Here is a 24,326-nt window from a genome sequence, read left to right as displayed (position 1 = left end):
AAAGCTAGATGCGATCGCATGTCATCAGCAAGCAGAGCAGCACCCCATCTCTCCAACAGGCTGGAACAAACAGGGGCTATCAAGTTCACAAAACGGTTAAAAATAGCTAGAAGCTGCCGACATAGAAGGGATCAGGAATTCTAGATTTTCGTTGGCACTGAACCGATCGGGAGAGTATGTCTCTAAACTTCAGTGTGTCGTAGCCAACAAAAGTATCTTGGGCTACAAAGTGAACCTGCACCGAAAGGTGAGTAAGCAAGTTGACCAGCAAAAATCTGTTGAGTTAGGTAATCGCCCAACATCAACGATCAATAAGCCTGTGTGCATTGTAGAGACTGGACTAGCCGTAAGCAGCCGTAAAAAATTATTTCTCAGTTGAAGTCTGCGAAGATGAGAAAATTTTCTTAAAATATAAACATAAGTTAAGCTATAGAATAGATATCCTTATAATATCCATGCATCCAGAGTCGACTCTTAACCAGCTTCGGGAATCGCTTCCATCGGGCGAACTGCCATCAAGCTATGGCGTGTACTTTAAGAACACGCTGGTGGCCCTCTGTCACGCTCTGGAAGACCATATTCTGCAAAACTGCAGTGATGATCCGGCCCAGCAACCTCTTGTTCTAGTGACTTTTCAGCAGGGTAAGTGGTACCTGCAAGAAGCTGAGCGGTATCTCGATATTGCGCGCTGCTCCAGTCACATTGCAGTTGCGGCTGTCCCTGACAGTGGTTTTGCCAACCATAAAGCAGGTCAGCTTGATAACGTTTCCCTTGTGCACCTCAATCCCAAAGACTCTCTCGTCAATGAGTGGAACCTCGTGATTGTCGCTCCGGGCTACGCGTCAATGGTGCTCTGTCATGAGCTATCTGAGGCAGACTATCAGACTCAGAACCAGCCAGGGGAAGACATTGAGCGCAAGTTTTATGGACTCTGGACCTTTGAGAGGGGCCAGGTTGAGAAGACAGCAGAAATTCTGATCGAGAGGATGCGTCCTTATAATTCAGAATTAGCAGATCGATTGTTAGAGCAGTGCCAGCAAATTCAAAGCCGTGGTGACGTTGCGCCGGTGGATCTGAGTGGCGTTGTCTCTCGCGTTGTCTCTTACTTGCAGAGTAGCCAAGAGCAGCTCGTAACTGTCAGCCGTCAAACGCGAGAGTTCTGGGAACTCGAAGGGCAAGCGCTGCGCCTTAATCGAAATCTTGCGGCCAACAAACTACAGGCTTTTCTAAGGATGGCTCAACGGGTTGACGAGCGAGATCCGGCTAATCCTATTGCATCACTTCAGGTTTCTGCGCTCTCAGAGACCTTAGGCCAGATGCTAGACCTACCCACAATCAAGTTGAGACGATTACGTCTTGCGGGCCTGCTGTTCCGTGTCGGTCTATCTGAGGCTCCTGCCGAGGTGTTTACGCATCTTTCTAGTGACTTGAAGGACTCGACCAAAGATCTCTGGCGTGGACGCACGATTCTCGGTGCACAACTACTGGGTGCAATGCCAGAATTAGAACCCATTGCTAAGATTATTCGCCATCAGCGTGAACATTGGGATGGTAGTGGTCGTCCAGACGGTCTTCAGGGGGAAGAGATTCCGATTGAAGCAAGGATTTTGGGTCTGGTTGCTCGGTTTCAAGAGCTGACGCAGGCTAGAAGCAGCCGGTCAGCCTTGAGCCTCAGCGAAGCCTTGGATAAATGCCAAGTACACAGCGGTGATCGTTACGAGCCTTCTTTAGTGGAAACCCTCGGGAACGTTGTACGCTTAACTGAAATGGGGCTAATGCAGCTCCCCAGCCAGCCAAGCCAGGTTCCGAAGGTTTGGCTCGAAGATATGTCTAACGCTGAACCCTCTACTTCTGAAACAGCTTTATGAATACATCCATTAACGTAGAGGCGATCCGGAAGGGTACGCTCAAAGATTTGGTTCATGCTTTCCTCGCGGGCGCTGATTTAGCCGGGGCCCAGCTATCGCAGGCAAATCTTTCACAGGCAAATCTTGCTGGGGCGGCATTAAGTGGCGCAAACCTACAGCAGGCAACAGCACGAGCCAACTTCCGAGGTGCTGATTTGGCCGGGGCAGACCTCAGAGATGCAGACTTTCGCAATGCAGACCTACGGGGTGCATCACTTTTAGAAGCCAACATCAGGCAAACGAGCTTTGCCGGCGCATTTATGGCCGGTGCTGTTTTGAGCCAACTGGACTTAGCAGATACGGATCTACGGGGGGCCGATTTGCGAGGGGCAACGTTAACGGGTGCCATCCTGCATCGTGCTGACCTCAGTAATGCAAACCTAGCGGGGGCCGATCTTTCCCAGGCAAACCTAGAGGAAGCCAATCTTAGCGGCGCAGTCCTGCGGGGTGCTAATTTGTCGCAGGCAAACCTGCTGTGTGCCCAAATTGACCATGCAGCTTTGCAGGGCACAATTCTGGACGACACCTGCGTTGAAGGTACGGCTCTGAAGGAGTTTTAAGCTCTCCAGGTCAGGCTCTATCGGCAACAGGGGTGATTCTCACCTTAGAAGTCGGCGAATGATCGTTGGACAAGACTTTGCGATCGCAACATCTATTGTCCCTCAACATATTTAACTGCAGCGATCAGTGCCTCTAGCATAACGCCATAGCTCTGGTCAGCAGGTCGCTCTAACGTCATCAAACCTGACTGCTCCACGGAGATAAAACCATAGATAGCGGCATTCAGCATCCGCATCACATCAATAAGCTGCGTCTCTGTTAGGTCATAGGCACAGAGAGCTTGACGCAGAAAGTCAAGGCTGCGGTTGATAACAGTGGCGGCATCTGGGTCGTTCGGCTGGAGCTGCACATGCATCATGACCTGGTAGCGCCCAGGATAGCTTTTGGCAAAGTCCCGAATGAAAAAACCGAGCTGCTTGAGCAAGCTCAGCGTAATATCTTTACCCGCCAGTGTCTGCTCGCAATCAGAAAGGTACCGCTGCCAAATCTCGATAGCTGTCGCCTGCTGTAGATGGGTACCATTTTCTAAGTGTCTATAGATAGCAGGTGGCTTAATACCCAGACGACGCGCCACTCGACTGACTCCCAATGCAGATGCCCCCTCCTGATCGATGCATTCGACCGCTGCGTTGATGACATCCTGACGAGAAAGTGAATTTTCTTTTGTGGGGCGACCCATAATTTATTTTAGTTAATGCCGTTAACTAAATAGGTATATAATGAACTCCATTAAGTCTGCGGCATAGAGTCCCCTCATGACTGATTTAGTTTTTCGATCGGCCTGCGAGTTGGCGGGAATGATTTGCGATCGCACCCTCTCCGCCACCGAACTCCTCGACGCCTATCTGGTGCAGATTGCTCAGCACAATCCCAAACTCAACGCAATTTGTACCTTAGATGAAGACAGCGCTCGCAATAGAGCAAAGCAGGCAGATGCTGCCCTGGCAAAGGGAGAAAATTGGGGGCCACTGCACGGTGTTCCAATCACCCTCAAGGATATTTTTGAAACCGCAGGACTCAAGACCACTGCCGGTTATATGCCGCTCAAAGACTATATTCCTCAACAGGATGCCACTGTTGTTGCTCGACTGCGGGCGGCTGGAGCGATCATCATGGGCAAAAGCAATTTAGCCGAGCTGGGCGGTGATTTTCAAAGCACCAATTCTCTTTTCCCGCAGGTCAACAATCCTTGGAATTTGAACTATACTCCCGGCGGCAGCTCTGGTGGGAGTGCGGCTGCGGTGGCGGCAGGACTATCAGCCCTAGATTTTGGCAACGACATCGCTGGATCGGTACGACAGCCCGCTCATTTCTGCGGTATCTACGGGTTGAAGCCTACGGATCGACGAATTTCCACTGCCGGGACAATTCCAGAGGTGCCTGGGCTGCCGGTTTGCCTACGTCAAATGATGACGGTGGGGATCCTGGCGCGATCACTACAGGATCTCAAGCTTGGCTTTTCTCTAATTGCGGGTGCTGATTCACGTCGCCCAGAGGTGCCACCCATTCCGCTCAATTCTCCGTCAGAGAAGTCTCTGCAGTCTCTTAAACTAGCCTGGACAGAGGAGTGGCCCGAGGTTCCCATTAGTGCTGAAACACAGCAGATTCTGCAAGGCGTTCTCCGCAAACTAACGGATGCAGGCATCCGGATGGAGGAACCGGCTTCCTTTGACTTTTCAAAAATGTTTGAACTCTATGGACGGATGGCGGCCTACGTCAATAAATACGCCCAGCCGGTGAATCGCCACACGATTCGCCATAGCGTAAAGCTGTTGTGGCGGACAGCTACCCAGGGAGATAAGGAGCTGCGACGGTTAGGAAACTTCAGTCGCTTTTTGCCTGAGTTACTCAACCCCAGCCTAAAGGGATATTTTGAAACCCTGACAGAACGCGATCGCTTCACGGCTCACATCGATTCGATTCTTGAGCCGTGGGATGCTTGGCTGTGCCCGGTGGCGGTTACTCCAGCGTTTACCCATCGTCCCTCATGGACTGCGATTGATGTTGACGGTCGTGCCTATCCGCATGGGGTGGCGAATGGGGCCTATACGATGCCCTTTAATTTGAGCGGACATCCGGCGGTGGTGATTCCTGTAGGGCAAACTCTGGAAGGATTGCCTGTGGGACTGCAGATTGTTGGTAAGCGGTGGAGGGAAGGGGATCTGTTTGCGATCGCAACTCAACTCGACAGCATCATCGGAGATCGACAAACACCACAGGGATTCTAAACATTTATAGGGCAATAAGCATTGCATGACTTTCACAGATACTGTATATCTAAATAATAGATATAGTCTTATTTCCGTAGATATATCTTAGTGATAGTCTTTTGCGATCAATATGAGTACTCAAGATTTGCGTCTAACACCCAACCAGGAGATTATTCTGGCTGCACTTCAATTCAAGAGACGCTACGGGCTAGAGATATTACAGGCGATTGAGCAAAGTGGTGGTAAGCAAATTGGGTTTAACTCGCTTTATCCCAACCTCAAAAAGCTTGAGCAGAAAGGCTTTGTCAAATCTGAGTGGGGAGAAGAAGCCCCTGAAAAACATACCGGAGCAAGACGAAAGTACTACCGCATAACCGGTACAGGAGCCGAGGCTCTTGAGACCAAACAATTACTGCTAAAAAGTATCGCGCATTGGACCCCAGAACCTAAGGGAGCATGACATGAGTGCAAAGGATATTGAACGAGCAGGCGCTATCGGCAAACTCATCAGCCGTTTCCCAGAGGAATGGCTAACTTACCAGGACTGGTTGCGAGACATCACAGCTTCGTATCCAGCCTTGCAAGCCCGTTATCGAGACTGGCAAGCCACGTTAATCTTTCGCTGGCGACTGCTCTATTTTGTCATTTACGTTGGCAGCATCATTGTCATTCATCAGCTACAGCGCTTCTTGCCCCGCAGAAAAACCACTGCCCAACCTCTAGATTTGGATCAAGATAAAAACCCATTCACTAGCCAGTATTTCTTTGTCCTCCAACGGCTGGCGACGCTCTTAGCTGTGGCAGAGCTTACACTCTGCGGCGTGGCGGCTTTTACGGGTATTATGCTGGCATTTTATTATGAACCCTCTGCAATGGGGGCCCATCAATCGTTGGTTGCGATCGCAACCCAAATTTCCTGCGGCACTCTCATCCTCAGTCTGCACAACATTGCGGGCAATGGCCTAATTGTCTTAGCTCTCATTCAGATTGTAGTGATGTACTTGGGACGTCAGTTTTTGCTGCCCTGGTTCACAGCCTGGATTAGCGGATTGCTCTTGACCGTTTCAGCCATCGGCCTAAGCTGGACTGCCGTCGTTCTCAATTGGGACCAGGCAGGGTTCTGGCGCTTCAAGATTGAAATGGGGACTATCGCCTCTATTCCGCTGGTTGGCCCTGGGCTAAGAGCCTTCTTGACCGGAGGAGCCGGAATCAGCAGCCTAACGCTCCAGCACATGTATGCGCTGCATAGCTATGTACTTGCGATCGCAGCTATTTTGCTCTCCATCACTCACCTCACTGCTCTGCTCTATCAAGAACAAGCCTGGAAGTCAGAAGGATCTTGGCTCAAGCGCTGCAGTACATCGGCCCAAAATGAGTCTTCCCCTCTCTAGAAAAATCCATTCTTTGAAAATCCAGTAAACGGTTGTCTTTCAAAGCCTTACACTACAAACACTTCAGCCTCCAACAGTGCTCCAAGGTTCAAGCAAAGAGGCTTCATCAGCACTGCGGCGATAAAAGATCAAACGGGGCAGTTTTTTTTGCAGGGAAAAGTCTATCTTTGAAGGCTTATTTCTATACAAATATGAACTTATTCCTGTAAAGTTTTAAGTCTAAAATTCTTCCTTCCTGGAATCACAAAGCAGCCTCCTCTTTATAAGCCAAGAGCGACTTTATCTACAATTTGCTCCCCGAGCTATTTTCTGCCATAAATAAATATTCAATCAATCGAAACAAATAGACACCAAACAAAAAGAGCATCCAACTAAGGTCAGTTGCTAGAACACATGATCCGTATCATATTGATTCTTTCGAGGTAAAATATAAGCCTTCTCCCCAGTTTCTAGCCGACCCTTCAAAGTAATATTGGGGAGAGCTAGCGATATTGCGATGTAGAGTATGGCAGTCTTACAAAACCTAAAGCAGAAAAAGCCTTGGTGGAATCGGCCACTCATTGGCAATCAAAGCATGGTCGAACAGATATCAGCCTTCTACAAAAGCTTTCAGAAGGAAGCTGTTCCAGAGAATGCAATTCACCTATACGATCGGCATTTCAGAAATATTGAAGCATTGCTAGTTCGAGCCAACGCCATCGATCGAGACAAATTCGGAAATCAAGAGTTTCTTGCATTTGTGCGCATGAAGCGAGATCTCGCTGTAGGAAATTCGAGTTATGAGAATTTAGACGCCTATATCGACCTATTAATGGCTGGGATCAAGGCGAAAACTGCTTTCCTGGGCATTGAAAGTATTGAATTTGGGCATCACAGCACTAAACAGTCCGAGTTTTATCGGTTTATTGAATCCCTTTATCCAGCCCATTTATCGCCCATTGAATTTATCGATTCAGTACAGCAACAATATGGCCAGACAATCACCCAAATGCGGACGTCTGAAGGCAAAACAGCTTTACAGTCCTATTTCAAGCACTTGAGAGTTGTTGCAAACCATCCCCTCAGCTTTCAACTGCTATGCTCATTCAAGCAGCACCAGCTAACCGATTTCTCTATATTGAGAACAATCTCTGCCATTATTGACCAGCTCCAGAGAACTGATTTATTAGATCGCGCATACTTGAATGGCGAAGTTATCGCAAACTACGAGACCTTTGAAAAAATGGCGCAGGTTATTGCGCTACCGACCACTCTCCACAGTACAAAAGCCTACGGCATTTTACTGCAGTACGCTGCCCTAAGTGAAAAGTACAAGTTAGCTTATCCAAAATTTCAGGCTCTTGTCGTTCTTCTTGAGCAATGGTACGAGAATTATCTAGCGATTCGTCACCTGCAAGAGGAATATATGGACCGCAGGTATCGTTACCCTAAGACCTTTAAGCAGCCGATTCCTGGCCTTAAGCTCTACAAAAAGTATAAGACTTATTTTAATTGAGGCCTCAAGAGAGAACGTTGCACCCACTGAGATTCTAGGGTTTGCAGATGCTGAGCAATTTCCGATAAACACTCAGGTCCACCAAGATGGGCGATTGCTGGTCCCAACCTCAATAGATCCGCCAAGAAATCTTGGTGGCAGCGAGAGGCTAGACAGTGCAGCCGCTCACTTAGCTTAGCAGCATCGATTGGTTTCAGATTGAGTTGGGGCAGTAGTCCACTTAAAGCTTGGGCACGGAGTTTTGGATCGTCAATCTGCTCAGTTATCTGAACGTTTTCCGTTAGCAGTTCTTCAGGTACATAGGAGGCTAATGCATTAAGCACAGAAACTCTATCGATACAGCGATGGGCCACGACTTGAGTCGGCTCAAACTGTTGTGCAATCGAAGCGAAGACCGACAAATCTGGAATCTCCAGAACATGAGTCAGCGCTCTCCCCAAGAGATGCTGGGGTAGATACATCGCCAAGCCGCTAAGAGCTTGACCGCGCACAGGCAACTCTGATATTTCAGCAACTAGATCGAGCGCAGATGCCATAGATAGCTCTGGTAAGTGGGGAGCCAGATGTCGAAGTACTGTCGCACGTGATAACTCACTAGGGATTTGTCGAATGGCATCCAAGACAGTGGGCCAGAGGGTCGGTTGATGAATCGCGATCTCCCCAAGGACATTAGCTCGAACGCGTAAATCTTCAATCTGTTGAGCTGCCTGCAGTGCTTCTGGCATGAGGGTGGGCTTAACCGGCACCAGAGTACTGAGAGCTGTAGCAAGCGCTCCAGCATTCTTGAAACCTGCAGTCATTTGCAGCACCTGCGGGATAATCGAGGCTGACAGAGGAATGTTCTTGAAAACCTGGACGCGATGGTGTTCAGATTGCAGGCGCTGTATCTCCTGTAATAGCTCGGCCATAATCACGTTTGCCAGGTGTGGGGCAACCAGGCTCAAGCCCAGGGTTCGAGCGGCTTCATTTTCAATCTGACTGATCCTCGTTAATATCTCCTCACTGGTCTCAAAAGCACCGTCAGCCGCTAGGCTCGCAAGAGAATTGGCGAGTGTGAACTCATCTTCCAGATAGCTAGACAGCTCTAGCACTTCAGATTGCAAAGGTGAATGATGGATGGCTAGTGCGCTTAGAATGTCATACCGCTCCTCTGGCTCATCAACGCTTCGAGCCATCTGAATAGCGATAGGTACGAAGTGAGCAGGCAGATGGGGAGCAATAGTCGCGAGGACCTGACTCAAGACCTGAGGTTCTTGAATCAACTTCAGAGCAGCGAAGATCTTAGGCAACAGTGATATTTGGCGCTGTACCCAACAACTCAACACAGTCAGCCGGTCAATCGGGTTATTAATCTCATAGGTGAGATTAATAACCCGTGGAACAAGACTAGAAGGGAGATAGCAGCTCAGACGACAGAGGACCAGAGAACGGTAGTGCTCCGATGTCAGCTCCCCTAGGTGTTCTAATACTTGGATCAACAGTGCTTCAGACAGAACCGGGGCTAGCAAACTCAACATACGAGCGCGTGCCGATTCGTCATGAACGGACAGAACAGCAGCCAGTGCCGGGTGTTGTTCAGCATCAGATAGATGATTTACTAAGCATTCGAAAATCTCCACCTGCTTTCTTGGTGAAGAATGCTCCATGAGAGTCCAGGCTTGCTCTAATGTCCAGATTCGCTGAGTCACGAGAGCTGCTATCAATGGCGCAGGAATTTGACTAACAAGGCTATTGAGGACTGAGAGGGTTGCGGCATATCGAACCTGAAGTGCAATAGCTGCTGGCTTCTCACAACCCGGAATAGGAGCTACGTCAACGGCACCCTTGGGATCTTTATCATACGGCTGTTCCGCCAGTCGCCAAGCTCGCTGAATATCTTGTATATATGTCGGTAGATATCCATATTCGATACGATCAGCTGGTATTGACTGTGCACTGCTAATGACGTTCACAAAAATATCCATAGTGTTTGACTCTGACGACAGCACAGGTCTATGTATACAGCGACATACGGATTGATTAGGGCACGAAAGTGGCTAAAACTCACTCACGGTAAGGTTGTCCTAACTCAGCCGGATATTGCTATTTTGACCAGCGAATGCACTTTGACTTAGGCATCTATGACCTGAGTCATCAGATTCTTCAACATCCCGTGAAGAGGCGTCTTTAATCGACCCGCATCTCTTAACGGAGAAGCAGGAGCGGTCTCGCTATTGGACTGAATTGTCGTAGGTGAAGGCTGATTGAGTCGCTTAGGCCAGGGTGGTTCATTGACCTATGCAGAGGGCCGCAGTCCATATACAGCTGAGCCTCAGCCACAAGCCAAGAAGGCTTGATGAAAGTTGGTGTTCTAGGGATATTTATAGAGTGCCCATTTTGTTGCACCATCGCTGCTAATGATGATGGCTGTAGGCTCCGGTCTCTGGCTGAAAGGGACGATTCTCTAGCGTGACATCTAGCTGCAGCCGGTTCAACATCTTCTGTAGAACCGGGTCGGGTAACAGCCGTAGGCAGGTGGGAGTAATTTCAAGGGCGACATGCCGGTTCCCTAAATGATAGGCAGCCTGTAGTAATTCATGAGGACTATTGGCTCGGACAACCAAAACTGATTCAGACTTAGCCAAAATCTGCAGCACAGTTCCGTCTGCCTCAGCTTCTAGTAGATCGCCATCTCTCAACACGGTTCCCCTAGGGAGCTGGAGGTGGAGTTGAGTTCCGTCATCTGTTGCAAAGGGAAAACGCGATCGCATCCGCTCTTCTGCCGTGAGCGACAGGACTAAATCAGCCTTACGTTCTCTAGCCGATAGCCGTCGCGTGAAAACAAGAGACATTACCTACAGAACACTGAGGTAAGTCTGCTCAGAAGTCATCGGCAACACTCGCAGCTTCTGGTTTTGGAAATCTGGCTCCAATCCCAAAATTTCCATCGGCGTAACACCCAAAAGAGCATAGTTAACATTTGTGAGTTCTAGACAATCAAAGGTTCCTCGACGACCTGAAATTTCTAGATCAACATCTCGAAAAATCCAACCCTGCTGAATTCCGGCGGTTGTTTCAACACCAGTAGAGCTACCCCGAACGAGTCCCAGTGATTCAATAACGGGGGTTGGTAGGCCGAGCAATGTCGCTCCAGTATCGACCAGAACATCATTCAAAACGAATGAACGAACCTCGGCTGTAGAGATAAACCCTCGCTCAGCCATAACTTGATCAATCCGGTTTGCAACCTTGATTGTGGCAATGACTTGCCCCACTTGCTTGGCCTCAAACTTTGGTATAACTAGCGAGGTCATGCTGTAGCCTCTCTTCAGAGCCAACATTTACATTATGGCAAACCTACCTCACTTCACATTAAAGAAAGAAGGAATCTGCCTCGAACTGAAGAGAAGCTAAGGCGACTTACCCTGCAGCCCCTGCCATCGCTGGACTGAGAGCCTGCTTCAAAGCGTCAGCTTTATCTGTTTTCTCCCAAGGTAAATCAAGGTCGGCGCGACCGAAGTGACCATAGGCCGCAACATCTTGATAGAACCGTCCCCCTCGTTCCTGAGGAAGATGGGTTAAATCAAACGCCTGAATTAACCCCGCAGGCCGGAGGTCAAAATGCGTTTGCACAACCTCTAGCAGCCGTTCTTCATCCACCTTGCCAGTGCCAAAAGTTTCAATCAGAATACTGGTAGGACGAGCAACTCCGATGGCGTAGCTCACCTGCACTTCACACTTATCGGCCAACCCGGCCGCGACAATATTTTTAGCGACATAGCGACTGGCGTAGGCGGCACTGCGATCAACCTTCGTGGGATCTTTGCCGGAGAAGGCACCGCCGCCGTGGCGAGAGTAGCCGCCGTAAGTATCCACAATAATTTTGCGCCCGGTGAGTCCCGCATCTCCTTGGGGACCGCCAATCACGAACTGGCCGGTGGGATTGACAAGGTAGCGGGTATCGTCATCAGGCTTTAGATCTAGATCAGCAAAAATCGGCAGCACCACATGCTCCCAAAGATCAGCCTGGATGCGATCTCGCACTGCGCTGGGTTCACGAATCTCTTCAATTGTGGCGTCATGCTGAGTCGAAATGAGAATCGTATCAATTCCGACGGGCTGTCCATCTTCGTAAGCGACGCTCACTTGAGACTTGCCATCAGGACGTAAGTAGGGAAGCTTGCCTTGCTTGCGAACAGCCGCTAATTGGCGCGTAATGCGGTGGGCTAAGCTGATGGGCAACGGCATCAATTCTGGTGTTTCATTACAGGCATAGCCAAACATGAGCCCCTGGTCGCCTGCACCGATGGAATCAAGCTCTTCGTCGCTTTTCTGTTCGCGGGTTTCTTGCGCTGCATCGACCCCCTGGGCGATATCTGGGGACTGCTCATCAAGCGCAATTAAAACAGAACAGCTATTGGCGGCAAAGCCGTTGTCTGAGTCGGTGTAGCCAATTTCAGTGATCTTCTCACGCACTAACTTAACGAAGTTGACGTCAGCTTTGGTTGTGACTTCCCCGGTGACTAAAACTAAACCTGTGTTCACCACCGTTTCCGCTGCGACTCGGCTCATCGGATCCTGAGCGAGCAGTGCATCTAAAATTGTGTCAGAAATTTGATCGCAGACCTTATCAGGATGGCCTTCCGTGACAGATTCTGAAGTGAAGAGATAACGTTTCGACAAGGTATTCACCCTCCATGTAGGTCGAGTCAGCAGACGGCACTAAATTCAAGCGATTATAGCATCCAGATACTGCGCCACTGAGGATACCGTGACGACAATCAAGTCATTTGGTTCAGGCCACGAGCTGAAAATGCTGCCACTGGTCAATGACAGCATGGGCTTCTGGATAAGATTTAGCGTTAGGCCAGCCCCAGGTGACTTGAATACAGCCCGCCGCTTCTGCTGATTGAGCCATAATCATATCGACTTGAGCATCTCCAATCATCAGCGTTCGCTCGGGTGCAACCTTTAGTTGCGTACACAATTGCTCATAGAGTTGTGGATCAGGCTTACTGATTGTGCCCTCTACACCTTGATAGGCGTCAATGCATGTTAGCTCGTAGCAATCAATAAAATCACCAATATTTTTGGGGATATCGGCTGAAAGAATGCCGATTTTGACTTTCGCCGCAGTCAACGCCTGAAGAACCTCACGGGTTCCTGGAAACAGAGGGGTATGGTCAGCCTTACGCTTAAGATAGCTGTCAGCTTCAGCAAAGGCTGATTGAGCAATATCAAGGGCTGCGTTCCAATTTTTTCCTGTTTCTGCAATGTAGGCGGCAGCAGCGATTTCATTCTCACGCCGACTGCCCACAGCCTGCAGTCCGGCTGGATTGAGCTGTCCTTCTTCGACACCGAAGGCCAACAACAGCGGCTCCTGCACACCAGGAACCTGAGCATCGGTTAAGCGAGAGCGCTTCTGGGCCAAACTTTTAAGAAAAGATGCTACATCTGCAAGGGTTCCGTCTTTGTCAAAAATAACGGCTTCAATATCAGTAAAGCTCTGGTCTTGGCACCGAATTGTAGCCACTTGCGATCGCATCTCCGATAAACAGTCATCAGGGTCTAGCTTACCGTGAGTTCTGACTGCGCTTCAGGCAGTAAATCTTCTAGTGAGATCTGAATTCCGAAAGTTTTTAAAATTATGGCCTCAGCAGAGTCAAGGTAGGATACCCCAATAATTAAAGGACATCTTCTGCATCGGGTGGCTCTTCCGCAAGGAAATTGCACTAAATGTGACATTGTAGCTATCAATCTCACAGAGACATCACAAGACTGCACTATTTTTGCTATGCAACCCAATAACATTCAGCTCCAGCGGCTGTTTGAGATTCTTCAATATCGGCTACCTCAGCAATGGAAAGCGAGATTCATAGACGTTTTGCCAGGGGGGGAACTAGTCGTTATATTTGAGCAAGGGACAAACCCCGAATGGCGTTACTGGTACACCATTTACTCTGACGGTGAATTTTTAGAGAGGCAGTTCTATGTCTGAAGCCATCAACTATACACATCTGTCCGAGAAAGAATTCTGGGAAATGCTTGAGGAAGGATATTGCCACCAAGATCCGCTGTTCTATGAAGAATTCAAGCGTCGCGCTGCAGAGGGTAGACGCTACGACCCCAGTACCGACCCCCAGGCTTGGGAAAAAAGCAATGCTGCGATGATCGCTTTTATGGATCGAGTGGGCTTACCTCATTCGTCTTGAAACAGTCGTAAAAAGCCATAACTAGGAATAGAGTCAAAATTTACGTAAGCTTCCTAGAGCACTTTTTGTAGATCGGCATCAGTCTGATGCAAAAAAAAGACCTTCAGTATTGAGGGTCTTTGAGTTAGCGAATCATTTGAAGCAGCGCAGACCAGAAGAATCTTGCATCCTAATCTGCACTACGCAAAGCATTAAACGTCATAGACACGGCAGGCATCATTTTCAGCGTGTAGCCCGCAATACTGATCCCAATATTCAACCTTAGGATCGCTGTTAGCCTGCTTCTCTAGCGCAACTGGGTTGGACTTTTCGGTTGCTTGATTAATACGAGTGGCCATAATATTTACCTGAACTCAATATCTATCTGTTAAACAAATAGCAGGGACAGACAACATGCACACCAAGAGCAATGAATCAGTTGTGAGCCTTTCAAACACTGAAGATGTGCAACTTCTCTAACCTCAGTGTTTTTAGAATAAAGGTCCTGCCTGAGGCGAAAATGAACCTAGCATTGGAGATTTGATCTTGGCTTCATGAAGCCCGTCCGCCATCACAGCACTTCACGACTGGCTCGGTACAGATCTTTCCAGCCTTCTCGTTCTTTGACGACGGTTTCAAGGTACTCTTTCCAGACCACTTGGTCCTGCACCGGGTCTTTGACTACGGCACCAACCAAACCGGCCATCATATCGCTGGCCTGCAATGCGCCATCGCCAAAGTGGACCGCCAGAGCCACACCACTATTGACCACTGAAATGGCCTCTGCGGGGCTGAGGGTGCTGCTGGGAGACTTAAGCTTCGTCTTACCGTCTTCGGTGGCACCGTTCCGTAGTTCTCTGAAGATCGTGACCACCCGCCGAATTTCTTCTAATGCTGGAGCTTCTGGCGGTAAATCAAGAGCTTTCCCCAGCGATGCCACTCGCTGCTGAACGATATTGACTTCTTCGGCGGCGGTGCCGGGAACGGGCAAGATAACGGTGTTAAAGCGACGCTTGAGGGCGCTGGATAAATCATTGACGCCTTTGTCGCGGTTGTTGGCGGTGGCGATTACATTGAAGCCCTGATTCCCTTGGACTTCGGTGCCTAGTTCAGGGATGGGGAGGGCCTTCTCCGACAGAACAGTAATCAGCGTGTCCTGCACTTCGGCAGGGATGCGGGTCAGCTCTTCGACCCTGGCGATCTTGCCTAGCTCCATTGCGTTCATCAAGGGGCTGGGAACCACGGCGGCAGGCGATGGGCCTTTGGCAAGCAGTTGAGCATAGTTCCAGCCGTAGCGGATTGCTTCTTCGCTGGTGCCTGCGGTGCCTTGAATTAACAGTGTGGAGTCGCCTGTTATCGCTGCCGCTAAGTGCTCAGAGACCCAGGATTTAGCGGTGCCGGGGACGCCGTACAAAAGAAGGGCGCGGTCGGTGGTTAGAGTTGCGATCGCAATCTCCATCAGCCTCCGATTACCAATGTATTTCGGACTCACCTCAAACCCATTCTCTAAGGTTCCGCCCAGCAGATAAGTTGCCACCGCCCAGGGGGAAAGCTTCCAGTTTGGCGGTCGCTGGCGCGTATCGGCCTTCGCTAGCTCTTCAAGTTCATGGGCAAACTGCTGTTCAGCATGTTGGCGTAAAACCGCATCGGTGGCTTGCTTTTTGGTTTTGGCGGGCATCGTGGATTTAGTCTCCGGTCAAGAATCAGGATGGGCAAAGGCTTGTTGAACGGCAAAGCGGAAGTTAATGATCTCTAGCCAGTCATCGATAATCTCCCGGCGGTAGGCATGGATATCGTCAGCTTCCAGAGCCGCCTTCAGCAGGTCAGACTCAGTGACCACCTGCGGGTCAAGGTAGTAGGCCAGATCGCTAATGTAGGCACGCAACTGATAAGGATAATCCTTCGCCTGAGATGATGACTGCATCTCAATAAAATCAGCCTGTAAGCCAGCAAACAGGAAGCGACTAAAGCCCAGTGTGGGAGAGTGGTCAGACCGAGCAATCGTAGCGACGGTTGTTCGCCAAACTTCGCGCTTGGCCGAAGACCAAAGCTGATTGAGCCACTGCACCATCAAGGCTTCCCGTTCTGAGATCGGCAGGATGGCTAACAGATCGGTCAAGTCTTGCTCTACGGTGGTCTCCTGAGTGAGAGCGTGATGAATGAGCGATTGGCCCCATTGAGCATTGTTCTGCCGTTGGGCTGCAATCTCCCATCCCTTGAGTAATCCAGCCTGCCATTTGTGTTGACCCGCCGCCTGAATCAATTGCTCCACAGGGGCTTGATCTGACCAGAACTGGAGCGGCACTGCGCCGATAAGCTGCATCAAAAGGCTGGCTCGCTGCCCCAATCGGTACATTTTAGTGGCAACAATGCCGTCCCGAATCGCTGCAGGGTCAGGATCTTCAGGGAGTTTGATTTTTAGCGTTAGATCTTCGGCAGATGATTGAATATCGATGAGCGGTTTGATGCGCTCGATCATCCTTTGGCAAAGCTGAGAATCGGGTAGACGAGTGAGTAAGGCGGCGGCGACAGTCCGCACGTCTTTACTGCGATCGTCGAGAGCAGCTTCTAAAAATGGCTCATCTTCTGGGCTAAGACCCGTGAAGAACAGCTTCAGGAATTCAGTGCGATCCTTGGCTTTCTCCTGCTTCCAGGATAATTCTAAAAGGGTTTGTCCTTGGATAGGTGACGTTTCTCTCAACGTGCGGAGAACCGTGAGTCGAGTAGCAAGGGTGCCGGTGTCCCAACTTTCTTGCAGGGTTTCTAGATCTGCGACGGCAACCTCTTCACTGACGTAGCGCCAGTCTGGGTTATGAGCCGCCAGCCAACGTCCCCGCTTGCCGATCACCGATTGAATCGCATCTCGAAGATGAGACTGCTGGCGTCCAAGATTCAGCAGTGATGGCAGATGCTCTTCTGGAATGCGCTGTCCTGCTGTGTGCAAATACGCCAGAAATTCGGGCAAGATTCGCTGACGAGGACCGTTGAGGATTTGCTGTAGGTGCTGGCGACTGAGGCTGCTACAGCGCGGTAAGACTTCTGGGCCACAGGGTTCTGGTATCGGCCCACTGTGCTTGGCGGCTTGAATACCGGCTTGGGTATAGGTTGCGATCGCACCTCCCATACTCAGCATCAAACCTTCAGCATCACTGGCATCGAGCTTTTCCAAAAACTGCCCCAATGCCCCGTCAAAACCAGACAGGTCAGGGGTTGGGCGATCGGTTCCCATCAAAGCCGTGGCCACTAACGTTTCCCAGGGTCCAGTCATTGCGCCCCCAATGCCATAAAGCGATCTTCAGCCCACACGCTCAAAGGAAATAACGTTTGTCCATTCCACTCCCCCATGAGCGTAAGGGGATGTCCACCACTGAAGGCGAGCATTTCCCATTGTTTGGTGAAGGACGAGCTCACGGAAAGCTGATGCCCATCGAGATCTCGTAGATATAATTCAGAGTCCTGGAGACAAGGGACAACATCTTGCAACAGCAACGGGAACTCTAGCAACCAAGGGTTTTGAGCCATCGCACTGCCGTAGGCCGTCATCGCGTCGGCAACGGTAGCACCGTGCCCCGTCGAAAAGGATTTTGCTTCACCGCGATTTTGTACCAGCGCTCGTAAAGGATACAGTCCCGGATAAAAAACCAGATCGGCCTTTAGCGCCGTACCTGGAATCAAGCTGACATCTATGGGATTGGAGCCATAGGCAAAGCTGAGGATTAAGGCAGATCGCCCCTGACTCCCCTGTAGCCAAACTCGCTGCACCCTCAAGTTATCTTCTTCAAAGGTTCGTAGCCCCAGGACTGACCAGGTATCGCGAACAGTTTCAATGCCTGATTTGGGTTGTTTTGCAGTCGCTAGCAGCTCCTCTTGTTTTTGAGTCCAGCCGAGTTGCGATCGCAACTCTTCCACAACAACCTCGGGCAAAGTCTCTTGCCGCTGATAGCCCTGAATCAAGAGATGTAGTTGACCGAGTTCCGCCAACAATCGACTGGGCCAACTGGTACTGCCGTGGGGCAGGCTTGCCATCTCTCGCAGGCGGCGGGCAAGCGCTGGGGCTTGGGCATCTACCATTCGGGCTGCAGGCTGATCCCAAAAACTGTAGGGCTGACTCTGAGCGGTTGCGAGCCCTTGACGAATTAGGTCTCGCAACCACAGATCAAGATCAACGAGTCCCGCCTGGATCTTTGCTTCTCGCTTTTCCGCTCGCTTGGCTCGGGCAGCGGGGTCGGTAAGAGTAGCAGTTTGTTTTTCTTGTTTCTTTTGGGTGGTTTGAGATCTTTTCCCTAACCACTCTTGCACCCAGTCGGGGGGACTATGCTCTGTAAAGGAGTCCACTTGTCCTGCCAGTAACAGAAAGAGAGCCAAGGCGTGTTTGCAAGGGAACTTTCGACTCGGGCAGCTACAGCGGAAGGCGGGTTCTGTCAGGTCAATTTGGGTACGGTAGGGCTTCTTGCCGCTGCCTTTGCATTCGCCCCAGGTGACATTGTCAGTGCAGCCAAGGGTTTGCCATTTGCTGAGATTAGCAAGACTCTTACCGTTTTTGGTCGAGTTTGCATCTGGAGAAAGCGCAAGGACTTGTTCAGTTGTCCAGGTGATCGGCATTAAGGCAAAATTAATGAGCTAACTTACAACCAGTATGCCTTGAGGGTTATAGAACGACTACACATCAATGCATAGCGAGTTGTGTGGCATCGCCTAATTTAGACATTATCTGGCTTGATGTTGAAAGATCGAAGTATTCATGAACATTGATCAACAACTCATCGATGAAATCAAAAGTCAAATGGAAGATGACATTCTCTATTTTGGCTGGATGGTACAGATCGCGAGATTACAGAACCCAGCTCGAATCGAGTCAGACAGTATCAATGCTGTCATTGAGGCCGTAGTCAAACTCCACAGCGATGGAACAATCGTGGTAGGTAAAACCTACGAATCAAATGGAATGGTTCTAATTGATGCATGGTCCGTAGCAAACAAGGATCTGCGAACGCAAATCGAGTCAGAAGTGGCAAGCCATGATAGCTCAGGTGATCAATCATTCTGTTTCTGGATACAACTAGCAGAACACTACACCAGCTAGCAAGATGAACCGATTAGAACCCGATCGCCCGAAGTAACAATCAAAATCTCGGATCCAGACTGGGAGAATAAAACTGATGAGGCACTGAAGCAGGCACTCGGTATCGATCAACACTCAGGACAGCGAACGTAACGTCGCCTAGCCACGCACAAGACTCTCATTTTAAGCCCCACAATAGCTCTTTAAATATTTTGGTGCGCACCTCTGACGCCAGCCCTGCTCTCTATATACAGAGATAGTTGAGCCACGTTTAAGCGAGACCGATCTCAGATTGAGCTTGGATCTACGCCCATTTCCTGCAGACGCTTAGCTAAACGTTCCGCTCGATCATGCTCTTGATCAGCCCGCTGACGTTCTTGGTCCCGCTGACTGGCCAACTCAACGGGCGTCAGGAATCTCTCTCCGTTGGGTGTATAGACTTCCAATGCCTCTGGTGTAATCTCAAAATGAATCCCTAAACGAGGACTGGTCCAGCCCTGCATCTGTACGATTTCTGTCAAAGTATTTTCTTTGCGAATTGCACCCATGAGTTCATTTTTCTCTGGGTCGTACACGTAATACTCTTCTACCCCAAACTCTTGATAGAACAAGAGCTTACGAGTCATCTCTTTGACAGTATTGCTGTAGGAATAAATCTCAAACACCACCTGAGGCGGCATATCCATTTCTTCCCATTGTTCATAAGCGCGGCGCTCACCCTTGGGCCGACCAAAAACCACCATCGTATCTGGCGCTTGGCAACGCTCATGATCGCCTTCTACGGGATACCATAAAAGATCTCCGGCAATAAAGACGTCAGATTGCTGGGCGAACAGAATCTCTAAATTTTCCTTGAGCGTGACAATCCAGCGAAACTGGAGGGTGCTATCGGCCATCAGTTGCCCATCACTCACGGGAGAGTCCACCTCACTCGAATATAAGTATTGGGGGTTGCGACACCATTGCGAATTGATCCCCATGCGTTGTCCACACCCTAGCATGGTTAGATATTCAGAAAAGTCAGATCACCTTCTAAGAATATCTTTCGCTGATCGCAGCCCCCGTTCTTAATATCGCGCTGATGCTAATTAATATTCAACATCAGCAGGAATCAAGCCTAGGTCAGAATCGGCTGTTTGATAGGTTCCAGGCACATAGGAATCTGTGGGATAAGCACACATGACCTGCTGATTGGGCAACAAGATAACAACATTGCCCGGTTCACAAGAAGCCTGACTCAAATCGTTGTAAGAGAGAATATCTGGTCCCTGATTGTACAGAGTGCCAGCTGATTGATAGGGAGAGTTACCAGAGCTGACGTTTCCCTGTACCAACCCAACCACTAACCGAGGCAGGAGTCTCGCCAACACATCGTCCCAAACATATCCACGCTGCCGCCAGTAGTCGCGCTCGTGCCAATAGCCCGACTCTCTCCAGTAATCGCGATTGCCCCAGTAGTCACGGTTGCGCCAAGTGGCGTCCCTCCAATAATCGCGATTATAGTTGCTGACGTAGTTGCGGTAGATTCTACGCTGTCGAGCTTCAATGCGATCTAGCCGACGTTCCTGTTCAATTCGTCTCTGTTGTTTTAGCCATCTCTGGTGATAGCGCCTACGCTTTCGCTGCCACGCTAATCGCTGCTGAGTAAGCTGGCGATCATAATGGTCTTGCTTATATTTGCGATACGCAAGCTGCTTCCGTCGTTGGGCCTGCAAGCGCTTGTAATGCCTGTGGGCCTTATGCTTTCGCTGCTGCTTCCAAAGAGCATCCTGGTGTTGCTTTTGAATCGCCCGTTGTTTATATGCACGCTCAGGCTGAAGCTGCTTCCGATTTTTGTTGTTTTTCTTGATTGTCTGTAGCTTCCGTTGGCGTGCCTGCTGCACCTTAATACCTTTGCGCTTGGGTCGGCGTTTAACGGTATTAAGCGGCTGTTTCTTCTGGACCGCCTTTAACTTCTGCTGACGCTCAATCGCGTTTTGCTTCTGCTTTTTTTGCAGCTCTATGGCCTTCTTTTTTTGAATCGCCTTTAGCTTTCGCTGGCGTTCAGCTACATTTTGCTGCTGCCGACGCTTTTGAGCCGCCTTTAGCTTCCGCTGACGCTCAATCGCGTTTTGCTTCTGCTTTTTTTGCAGCTCTATAGTCTTCTGTCTTTGAGCCGCCTTTAACTTTTGCTGGCGTTGAGCTGCATTTTGCTGCTGCCGCCGCTTCTGGACCGCCTTTAGCTTCCGCTGACGCTCAATCGCGTTTTGCTTCTGTTTTTTTTGCAGCTCTATGGCTTTCTTTTTTTGAATCGCCTTTAACTTTTGCTGGCGTTCAGCTACATTTTGCTGCTGTCGTCGCTTTTGAATTGCCTTTAGCTTCCGCTGACGTTCTGCAGCATTTTGTTGCTGTCTACGGTTTTGCGCTGCTTGGCGCTTGGACTGGCGTTGACTCGCATTCTGTTGTCGTCTTTGCCGAGATTGCTGCTTGCGTGCATTGGCCTTCTTTTGACGCTGCCGTCGGAGCTTCTCTGCTCTTCGCTTCTTCTGTTCAGGTGAAAGCTTTTTAGTGGCCTGTGCCACCACTAGCGAAGCTTTTTCCTCTTGGTTTTCAAGACTTTGAGGAGAAAGACTAGCTTTAGCTGGGGAAATGGCGCTAATGACTCCAAATCCGATAATGAGTGCGGTTGTTCTTACAAGGTTGGGTTTCATGGGTTCTTTCTCCAACAGTCGGGTTAGAGACGATAGACCAAAGCTGGCTTTGTAGGTGTCTTGGTCAACTTGCCTGTGCACGCAAGACTCTTACTTGTCTCATTTCCAAGCTTAATCACGCTCACCCAGCATGTCAGTCCAATCACCCCGTCAAAGTAGGGGCAAAATTAGGGACTCGGGGAATATGACAAGTGGAAATTCATAGAATTTAGTAGAACAAACGCCTGAGCTTTTTAGACAGAGACTTTGATGTTATTTCTGCCTCTTCTCTTTCCCTATTAGCCAAAGAAGACTGGATTCAAAAGTGATTTGAAGACAGAATGCGGGAACTATATAGCAGTAGATGTCCTCAATTTGTCCGGTTTTTAATCCTTGCTATGGGTATTCTGATTATTCTTGTTGTTTTTGCGGCAGTGTTGATCATGATTGTGATCAACGCTTACAACCGTTTGGTGACACTGCGGAATCGCTACCAAAACGCCTATGCCCAAATTGATGTCCAGCTTAGACGTCGCTATGACCTAATTCCTAACCTCGTGGAAACGGTTAAGGGATACATGAAGCATGAGCGGGAGACGCTAGAGGCTGTCATTCAGGCCCGCAATTCAGCCATGAGCGCGAGTCGTCAGGCGGCTCAGGCACCCGGTGATCCGCAGGCAATGGCGCAGCTAGGGGCTGCAGAGGCGGCGTTAGGCGGTACGCTAGGCAAGCTCTTTGCCCTTTCAGAAGCCTACCCTGATCTAAAGGCGGAGAAATCGATGTCTGAACTCTCAGAGGAGTTACGCTCGACGGAAAATCGCATTTCCTTCGCGCGACAGGCTTTTAATGACGGCGTGACACTCTACAACACACAGCGCGAAGTGTTCCCAAGTAGTCTGATTGCGAACACCTTTAACTTTCAGGCGGCTCAGCTGCTAGATATCGCTACGCCAGAAATGCAGAACGCACCTCAAATTTCGTTCTAAGCCCCCATGAATTTCTTCGAGAACCAAGACCAGGCTCGCCGCATTACCCAGCGGCTATTGGTGCTGTATATCTTTGCGATATTAGCGATGATTGCGGCTCTTTACCTGGCGATTATTGCCATATTTAAGCTAGCGCTATGGTCACCACTCGTTCTTAGCATTGTCTCCTGCGGGGTGATCGGGATGATTGGCTTTGGCAGTCTTAAGAAGACTTTGGAGCTACGGCAGGGTGGTCAGGTTGTCGCTGAGGGTTTGGGAGGCGTCTTGGTTCTACCGCGTACGACTGACCCCGGCGAGCAAAAGTTACTGCACGTCGTTGAAGAGATGGCGATCGCATCGGGTATATCAGTACCGTCGGTCTATCTTTTGCACAGAGAGCGGGGTATCAATGCCTTTGCGGCAGGCAAAACCGTCAATGATGCTGTAATTGGCGTGACGCGGGGTTGCGTAGACGAACTCTCCCGAGATGAGCTACAGGGCGTCATTGCCCATGAGTTTAGCCATATTCTCAATGGAGACATGCGTCTAAATATCAGGCTCATGGGCATTCTGCATGGCATTCTGATCATCTATCTGAGTGGTCGGGTGCTGCTACGAGCCGAAAGTTACTCCAGCCATTCTAAAAATGCAGGTGGAATGTTGGGATTCGCGCTGATGGCAGTGGGCAGCATTGGGCTACTGATGGGCCGCTTGATTAAGAGTGCGGTTTCCCGTCAGCGCGAATTCTTAGCAGATGCTTCTGCCGTCCAGTTCACCCGAGATCCCCAGGGAATTGGTAATGCTCTGCTCAAAATCAGTGACTCTACCTCTCGATTAAGGTCGCCTCAGGCGGAAGCTGCGAGCCATATGTTCTTTAGTAACTCTGTGGGTCGTGTCTCGCTGTCTGAGATGTTGGCAACGCATCCTCCTCTAGACATTCGCATTCAACGATTAGGGATAGCGGTCGAGACGCCATCCCGTCGCAGATCAGCTCCATCTTCTACCCAGGCAGCAGTCGCTTCAGAGGCAGTTATGGGCTTTCAGCAGGGGCAGCCTGCAATCAAGATGGCACCAGAGCAGGTGGTAGAGCAGGTCGGGACGGCAGCGCCAGAGCATTTGGCCTATACTCAATCGCTCTTAGAAAAACTCCCCCGCAACCTCAAGAAAGCTGTGAAGTACCAGCATCTCTCAGCGGCTATTGTTTATGCCCTGCTGCTAGATGAAGACAGTGCGGTGCGTGAGCAGCAGCTCCAGGGACTACGACAAACTGAGCCTGCAGATGTGGTGAAAGCTGTGACTGAGTATGGGGATGCGATCGCAACTCTAGATCCCAGAACCCACCTGCCCCTAATTGAACTCACGATCCCAGCCCTTCGCCGCAGCACAAACTCAGAGTGGACAAAATTTTGCCAACAGGTCCAGCAGCTCACGCAGGCCGACGGTCATCTTTCTTTATCAGAGAGCGTCCTGCAGATCATTTTAGAGCGACGACTCCAGCCTCACTTCGGTGCAGCTCCCGATTCGTCCGTTCTCTACACCACCCTCGATCAAATTTGGGCAGATAGCGTCACCGTGCTTTCCCACCTAGCCAGCGCCGGTCATGACATTCCCGATACCTGTACCTATGCCCTCCGCTGTGGTTTGTTCCGACTCCCCGGTGCCAATCAGCACACTATCCCTGATCAGCTCAAGCCCAACAACTTTAGGCAATTTATTGAAAGCCTCAAGCGGCTAGCCCACACCACACCACAACTGAAAAAAGCCTTAGTGGATGCCTGTTCCTATACCGTGATGCTAGACGGAACCGTCACCGTAGAAGAAGCAGAGCTACTGCGAGGGACTGTGATTGCCCTCGGCTGCCCTATTCCACCCTTCTTAAACGCCGCCATTCGCTAG

General features: G+C 50.0%; 23 protein-coding genes. 11 read left to right on the top strand and 12 right to left on the bottom strand.

What is annotated here, in order from left to right; translation table 11 throughout:
• Positions 1-455: 455 nt before the first annotated feature.
• Together C1752_RS11615 and C1752_RS11610 are read left to right on the top strand one after the other, a co-directional pair.
• Positions 456-1,868: an HD domain-containing phosphohydrolase gene (locus C1752_RS11615; protein WP_110986233.1), complete on the top strand. Its 1,413-nt coding sequence runs from the start codon at positions 456-458 to the stop codon at positions 1,866-1,868.
• Positions 1,865-2,467, top strand: coding sequence for a pentapeptide repeat-containing protein (locus C1752_RS11610; protein ID WP_110986232.1), 603 nt, complete (start codon positions 1,865-1,867; stop codon positions 2,465-2,467). The genes C1752_RS11615 and C1752_RS11610 overlap by 4 nt, the downstream gene beginning before the upstream one ends.
• A gap of 92 nt (positions 2,468-2,559) precedes the next feature.
• Here the strand turns inward: C1752_RS11610 and C1752_RS11605 are convergent, their stop codons facing one another.
• Positions 2,560-3,147, bottom strand: coding sequence for a TetR/AcrR family transcriptional regulator (locus C1752_RS11605; protein WP_110986231.1), 588 nt, complete (start codon positions 3,145-3,147; stop codon positions 2,560-2,562).
• A 76-nt stretch (positions 3,148-3,223) separates the two neighbouring features.
• Here C1752_RS11605 and C1752_RS11600 point away from each other — a divergent pair, with 76 nt between their 5' ends.
• From C1752_RS11600 to C1752_RS11585, 4 genes are all read left to right on the top strand, one after another.
• Entirely contained in the window at positions 3,224-4,696 is a 1,473-nt protein-coding gene (locus C1752_RS11600; RefSeq protein ID WP_110986230.1) for an amidase, read from the top strand.
• A 112-nt stretch (positions 4,697-4,808) separates the two neighbouring features.
• On the top strand, positions 4,809-5,138 hold the full coding sequence (locus tag C1752_RS11595; RefSeq protein ID WP_110986229.1) for a PadR family transcriptional regulator: 330 nt from the start codon (positions 4,809-4,811) through the stop codon (positions 5,136-5,138).
• Position 5,139: 1 nt separating this feature from the next.
• Positions 5,140-6,069 carry a cytochrome b N-terminal domain-containing protein gene (locus C1752_RS11590; protein WP_110986228.1) on the top strand — a complete coding sequence of 310 codons (930 nt, stop codon included), beginning with the start codon at positions 5,140-5,142 and terminating at the stop codon, positions 6,067-6,069.
• A 505-nt stretch (positions 6,070-6,574) separates the two neighbouring features.
• Positions 6,575-7,564 carry a hypothetical protein gene (locus C1752_RS11585; protein WP_110986227.1) on the top strand — a complete coding sequence of 330 codons (990 nt, stop codon included), beginning with the start codon at positions 6,575-6,577 and terminating at the stop codon, positions 7,562-7,564.
• On the opposite strand, the gene C1752_RS11580 is transcribed toward C1752_RS11585, so the two are convergent.
• From C1752_RS11580 to C1752_RS11560, 5 genes are all read right to left on the bottom strand, one after another.
• Entirely contained in the window at positions 7,552-9,528 is a 1,977-nt protein-coding gene (locus C1752_RS11580; RefSeq protein WP_110986226.1) for a hypothetical protein, read from the bottom strand. The genes C1752_RS11585 and C1752_RS11580 overlap by 13 nt on opposite strands.
• 429 nt (positions 9,529-9,957) lie before the next feature.
• Entirely contained in the window at positions 9,958-10,395 is a 438-nt protein-coding gene (gene ureE / locus C1752_RS11575) for an urease accessory protein UreE (RefSeq protein WP_110986225.1), read from the bottom strand.
• Positions 10,396-10,398: 3 nt separating this feature from the next.
• Positions 10,399-10,857 (bottom strand): pepsin/retropepsin-like aspartic protease family protein, encoded by a 459-nt coding sequence (locus tag C1752_RS29285; protein WP_110986376.1) that lies wholly within the window; start codon positions 10,855-10,857, stop codon positions 10,399-10,401.
• A gap of 106 nt (positions 10,858-10,963) precedes the next feature.
• The gene (gene metK / locus C1752_RS11565; protein ID WP_110986224.1) at positions 10,964-12,226 is read right to left on the bottom strand and encodes a methionine adenosyltransferase; all 1,263 of its coding nucleotides are present in this window, start codon (positions 12,224-12,226) and stop codon (positions 10,964-10,966) included.
• Positions 12,227-12,338: 112 nt separating this feature from the next.
• On the bottom strand, positions 12,339-13,076 hold the full coding sequence (locus C1752_RS11560) for an HAD family hydrolase (protein ID WP_110986223.1): 738 nt from the start codon (positions 13,074-13,076) through the stop codon (positions 12,339-12,341).
• A gap of 261 nt (positions 13,077-13,337) precedes the next feature.
• Here C1752_RS11560 and C1752_RS11555 point away from each other — a divergent pair, with 261 nt between their 5' ends.
• Positions 13,338-13,541, top strand: coding sequence for a hypothetical protein (locus tag C1752_RS11555; RefSeq protein ID WP_110986222.1), 204 nt, complete (start codon positions 13,338-13,340; stop codon positions 13,539-13,541).
• A complete protein-coding gene (locus C1752_RS11550; protein WP_110986221.1) occupies positions 13,534-13,755 on the top strand; it encodes a hypothetical protein in 222 nt (73 codons plus the stop codon). The genes C1752_RS11555 and C1752_RS11550 overlap by 8 nt, the downstream gene beginning before the upstream one ends.
• A 191-nt stretch (positions 13,756-13,946) precedes the next feature.
• On the opposite strand, the gene C1752_RS28415 is transcribed toward C1752_RS11550, so the two are convergent.
• The 4 genes from C1752_RS28415 to C1752_RS11535 form a co-directional block, all read right to left on the bottom strand.
• Complete coding sequence (locus tag C1752_RS28415; RefSeq protein WP_158535075.1) at positions 13,947-14,093, bottom strand: hypothetical protein; 147 nt, start codon at positions 14,091-14,093, stop codon at positions 13,947-13,949.
• A 212-nt stretch (positions 14,094-14,305) separates the two neighbouring features.
• Positions 14,306-15,412, bottom strand: a complete 1,107-nt coding sequence (locus C1752_RS11545; protein ID WP_110986220.1) for an ATP-binding protein — start codon at positions 15,410-15,412, stop codon at positions 14,306-14,308.
• Positions 15,413-15,430: 18 nt separating this feature from the next.
• Positions 15,431-17,002 (bottom strand): DUF5691 domain-containing protein, encoded by a 1,572-nt coding sequence (locus C1752_RS11540; protein ID WP_110986219.1) that lies wholly within the window; start codon positions 17,000-17,002, stop codon positions 15,431-15,433.
• Entirely contained in the window at positions 16,999-18,336 is a 1,338-nt protein-coding gene (locus C1752_RS11535; RefSeq protein ID WP_110986218.1) for an SWIM zinc finger family protein, read from the bottom strand. The genes C1752_RS11540 and C1752_RS11535 overlap by 4 nt, the downstream gene beginning before the upstream one ends.
• A gap of 139 nt (positions 18,337-18,475) precedes the next feature.
• Here C1752_RS11535 and C1752_RS11530 point away from each other — a divergent pair, with 139 nt between their 5' ends.
• Complete coding sequence (locus tag C1752_RS11530) at positions 18,476-18,817, top strand: hypothetical protein (protein WP_110986217.1); 342 nt, start codon at positions 18,476-18,478, stop codon at positions 18,815-18,817.
• 266 nt (positions 18,818-19,083) lie between these two features.
• Here the strand turns inward: C1752_RS11530 and C1752_RS11525 are convergent, their stop codons facing one another.
• Together C1752_RS11525 and C1752_RS11520 are read right to left on the bottom strand one after the other, a co-directional pair.
• Positions 19,084-19,776 carry a Uma2 family endonuclease gene (locus C1752_RS11525; protein ID WP_110986216.1) on the bottom strand — a complete coding sequence of 231 codons (693 nt, stop codon included), beginning with the start codon at positions 19,774-19,776 and terminating at the stop codon, positions 19,084-19,086.
• A gap of 108 nt (positions 19,777-19,884) precedes the next feature.
• Entirely contained in the window at positions 19,885-21,486 is a 1,602-nt protein-coding gene (locus tag C1752_RS11520; protein ID WP_158535074.1) for a hypothetical protein, read from the bottom strand.
• 377 nt (positions 21,487-21,863) lie between these two features.
• Here C1752_RS11520 and C1752_RS11515 point away from each other — a divergent pair, with 377 nt between their 5' ends.
• Positions 21,864-22,451 carry a LemA family protein gene (locus tag C1752_RS11515; RefSeq protein WP_110986214.1) on the top strand — a complete coding sequence of 196 codons (588 nt, stop codon included), beginning with the start codon at positions 21,864-21,866 and terminating at the stop codon, positions 22,449-22,451.
• A gap of 6 nt (positions 22,452-22,457) precedes the next feature.
• The gene (locus C1752_RS11510; protein ID WP_110986213.1) at positions 22,458-24,326 is read left to right on the top strand and encodes a M48 family metallopeptidase; all 1,869 of its coding nucleotides are present in this window, start codon (positions 22,458-22,460) and stop codon (positions 24,324-24,326) included.

The organism is Acaryochloris thomasi RCC1774 (assembly GCF_003231495.1).
GTDB lineage: Bacteria > Cyanobacteriota > Cyanobacteriia > Thermosynechococcales > Thermosynechococcaceae > RCC1774.
This window is presented reverse-complemented; position numbering and strand designations above follow the sequence as displayed.